General features: G+C 72.2%; 3 protein-coding genes and 1 pseudogene. 3 read left to right on the top strand and 1 reads right to left on the bottom strand.

The window, feature by feature from the left end; translation table 11 throughout:
* Positions 1-114: 114 nt before the first annotated feature.
* The 3 genes from D7X74_RS43810 to D7X74_RS40465 are packed head-to-tail and all read left to right on the top strand — an operon-like array spanning position 115 to position 3007.
* The gene (locus D7X74_RS43810) at positions 115-417 is read left to right on the top strand and encodes a hypothetical protein (protein WP_199742011.1); all 303 of its coding nucleotides are present in this window, start codon (positions 115-117) and stop codon (positions 415-417) included.
* The gene (locus D7X74_RS40470; RefSeq protein ID WP_233602463.1) at positions 414-1277 is read left to right on the top strand and encodes a cytochrome c oxidase subunit II; all 864 of its coding nucleotides are present in this window, start codon (positions 414-416) and stop codon (positions 1275-1277) included. Before D7X74_RS43810 ends, D7X74_RS40470 begins: the two co-directional genes overlap by 4 nt.
* A complete protein-coding gene (locus D7X74_RS40465) occupies positions 1274-3007 on the top strand; it encodes a cbb3-type cytochrome c oxidase subunit I (RefSeq protein WP_120538265.1) in 1734 nt (577 codons plus the stop codon). The genes D7X74_RS40470 and D7X74_RS40465 overlap by 4 nt, the downstream gene beginning before the upstream one ends.
* Here D7X74_RS40465 and D7X74_RS43350 read toward each other — a convergent pair.
* Positions 3004-3646: pseudogene (locus D7X74_RS43350) on the bottom strand (hypothetical protein); the annotation flags it as partial. The gene D7X74_RS40465 and the pseudogene D7X74_RS43350 overlap by 4 nt on opposite strands.

Genomic DNA, 3646 nt, shown 5'->3' with positions numbered 1-3646 from the left:
GGGTAGGGGCTGGCCGCATGTGAGGCATGAGGGAGAGTGGCCGCTCTGGAGGGGACGGTTCCGCGACGGGGTGTGCCTTGAGGGGACCCCGGGTGCGTGCTACCCGGGAACTCCATGCGCCCCGCCTCGTCGACGCTGGATGGTGGATGCCTTCCGCGGGGTTGGCGGGGGGACGTCCGTTCGCTCCCGGGCCGGCTCTTCGGGGTCCTGGGCGTCCTGGTGCTGCTCGTGCCGGTGGAGGTGCTGGCCTGTCCCTCGTGCACGGCCCGGGCGCCCGAGTCTCCCGGTGGGGCGGGTGGGTTGCTGCTGGCGCTGATGCTGGTGCCCTTCGTCCTGGTGGGCGTGGGCATCTGGGCGGCCCGGCGGGTGATGCGTGAGGAGCGGGCGTCCGCCCCCGTGGAACAGGAGCACCCGTGAAGCCCGTGTCCGGCCTTCCGTTGCCCGTGTTGCTCGTGTCCGGTCCCGCGCAGGACGGAGCCTCCGCCGCGCCGCCGGATGCGCAGGCCCCCCTGGCGGTGGCTTCCGCGCGAGGGGCGTGGACCCTGTCGCCTCCGGAGAATGCGAGCGCCCACGGGGGCCGCATCGACGCGTTGCTGGCGTCGAGCCACCGCTTCGAGCTCGCGCTGGCGGCGGTGATGCTCGGGTGGCTGCTGGTGGCGGTGGTCCGCTTCCGGGGCGCCCGGACGGTGACCCCGAACGGGGGCACGCGCCGCTCGCGGGCGTGGGTGCTGGGGCTGGCGCTGGGCGTGTTCGGCGTGGTGGACGGGACGCTGTTCCTGGGCTCCGAGGGCTACCTGCGCGACGTGCTCTGGAACTTCCGCGTCCCTTCCGAGGACCCGCGCACGGTGCGCATCGAGATCAACGCGCACCAGTGGTCGTGGGAGGCGCGCTACGCCGGACAGGACGGCACGTTCGGCACGAAGGACGACGTGGTGACGTGGAACGACCTGCGCGTGCCGGCGGGGGTGCCCGTCTGGGTGCAGCTCGTGTCCACGGACGTGGTGCACGGCTTCTCGCTGCCGGCCTTCCGCGTGAAACTGGACGCGATTCCCGGCCGCGTGAACCAGACCTGGTTCCAGGCCGCGCGCGAAGGCGCCTGGGAAGCCGCCTGCTACCAGCACTGCGGCACCAGCCACTACCGCATGCGCGGGATGCTGACGGCGCTCTCTCCTGAGGCGTACGCAGCCTGGCTGCGCGAGGCGGGCCGGCAGGCGGTGCAGGCCTACGACGCGGACGACGCGGCGGCCCACTGGGGCTGGGCCTGGAGGACGCCATGAAGCCCGGCGCGTTCCTCAAGTCGCTGTGGACGACGGACCCCCAGCGCGTGGCCCGGCAGTACCTGTGGGGCGGGTTCCTGTTCCTGCTCGTGGGCGGCCTGCTGGCCATGCTCATCCGCTTCCAGTGGGCCTGGCCGGGACAGCCGGTGCCGGGGCTCGCGTGGGCGCTGCCCGAATCGAAGGGCGCGCTGACGCCCCCCGCGTACACGGCCGTGTTCACGATGCACGGCCTGCTGATGATCTTCTTCGCGGTGACGCCGCTGCTCTTCGGCGCGCTGGGACACTTCGTGCTGCCGCTGGCCATCGGCTCGCGGCAGATGGCATTCCCCCGGCTGTCGGCGTTCGGGTTCTGGGCCTACGCGGTGGGTGGCGCGCTGATGCTCGCGTCGTTCGGCGTGCGGCTGGGCGCGGCGAGCGCGGGGTGGACGTCCTATCCGCCCCTGTCCACGCCCGCGTTCACGCCGGGCCTGGGGCAGACGCTGGTGACGGTGGCGGTGCTGTGCGTGGGCGTGTCCGCGTTCCTGTACGGGCTCAACTTCGTCGTCACGGTGGTGCGCTGCCGCGCGCCGGGGATGACGTGGGGACGGCTGCCGCTGGTGGTGTGGGGGCTGTTCTACGGCGCGGTGCTCAACGTGCTGTTCGTGCCGGTGCTGGCGGCGGCCACGGGGCTCTTGCTGTTGGACCGGGTGGCGGGCACGCAGTTCTTCATCGCGGGCGCGGCGGCGGTGGGCGGGGGTGGCGACCCGGTGGTGTACCAGCACCTGTTCTGGCTGTTCGGCCACCCGGAGGTCTACATCCTCATCCTGCCCGCGTGGGGGATGGTGGGGGACTTCGTGGCCTACTTCAGCCGCAAGCCCGCGCACGGCTACCGGCTGACGGCGGGGGCCATGGGCGCGGTGACGGCGCTGAGCGGCGCGGTGTACGCGCACCACCTGTTCACCAGCGGCATGGCCCCGGTGCTGGGGCGCACGTTCATGGTGCTGACGCTGCTCATCTCCCTGCCCGCGGAGGTGATGTTCCTCAACTGGCTGATGACGCTGTGGAAGGGCAGCGTGCGGCTCACGTCCCCGATGCTCGCGGCGCTGGCGACGATGATCGTCTTCGGCCTGGGCGGCATCACCGGACTCGCGCTGGGCGCGGTGGCGACGGACGTGCCCCTGCACGGGACGATGTGGGTGGTGGGCCACTTCCACCTGACCATGGGCGCGGCCAGCTTCCTCGCGGTGTTCGCGGGGCTCTACTTCTGGTTCCCCCGGATGTACGGACGCTCGCTGCACGAGGGGCTCGCGAAGGCGCATGTCCTGTCGAGCGCGGTGCTGTTCATCGCCGTCTTCGGAGGCCAGCTGGTGGCGGGGTACGCGGGGCAGCTGCGGCGGCTCTATGACCCGTACCAGTACACGTTCCTGGCGCACCTGCTCACGCTGAACCGGTGGACCAGCTGGGCCGCGTTCCTCCTGGGCACGGCGCAGTTGTTGTTCGTGGTGAACCTGGTGCGCACGCTCGGCTGGGGCCGCGCCGCGGAGCCCAACCCGTGGCGCGTGGGCACGCTGGAGTGGACGGACGCGGGGCCCTCTCCGGTGGTGCTGCGCGGGCCGCATGAGCTGTCGCAACCTGAAATACAACAGCAACTGGGTCGCGACTGGGTGGGGCAGGCGGAGGTGCTGCCCGTGGCCGTCCCGGTGAAGGCGGACACGGAGCCCGAAGCGCCTGGAGTGGAAGGCGCGGGTTAGGGGCGCGGTGGCGTTGGGGGGCGCCGCTCCCAAAGGTCCACGCCGCTGGCGTCGCCGGTGGGGAAGCGCCGGACGAAGCGCTGCTTGAACCAGGGGCGGCTCTCCGGGGTGAGCTGCCAGGTGCCTCGCAGGCCGAGGACGACGAAGCGGCAGGACTCCAGCATGGCGCGCAGGGCCTGCTGGGCTTCGGGGGCGGAGAAGGCCTCGTCGAGGTCGGTGAAGCGGTCGCCGGTGCTCATGGCGTCCTGGATCATCGTGGCGTAGACGTCCACGACGGGCGTGGCCCCCATGGGGAGCCGGCCGGCCGCGAGCGCCCAGGCGGGCTCGAACGAGAACAGGCACGCGTTGGCGGGCACGTCGGTCCGCAGGTAGCGGGCGAGCGCCATGACGTCCGGGGCCTGCGAGCGTGAACTCTGGAAGCCGTGCCACGCGCCCGGCAGCGACGCGGCGACCAGGGCGAATCCGGCCACGGCCCTGGACGCGACGCGACCCCAGCGCAGGCTGAAGGCATGGAGCACGGAGGCGCCCAGACCCGCGAGCACGGCTTCCGACGCGGCGAGGTGCGCGTTGTACTGGTCCCAGTAGGTGAGCGACGCCAGGAACATGGCGACGGTGAGAACGAAGGTGGTGGCGAAGAAG

It is taken from the genome of Corallococcus sp. CA047B, from assembly GCF_003612065.1.
Taxonomy (GTDB): domain Bacteria; phylum Myxococcota; class Myxococcia; order Myxococcales; family Myxococcaceae; genus Corallococcus; species Corallococcus praedator.
Note: the sequence above shows the minus strand (reverse complement) of the source record. Positions and strands in the feature narration are given on the sequence as shown.

Excerpts from the sequence above, each read along its gene's own strand:
- D7X74_RS43810 (WP_199742011.1), top strand. The coding sequence starts at position 115 with ATGCGCCCCGCCTCGTCGACGCTGGATGGTGGATGCCTTCCGCGGGGT.
- D7X74_RS40465 (WP_120538265.1), top strand. The coding sequence starts at position 1,274 with ATGAAGCCCGGCGCGTTCCTCAAGTCGCTGTGGACGACGGACCCCCAG.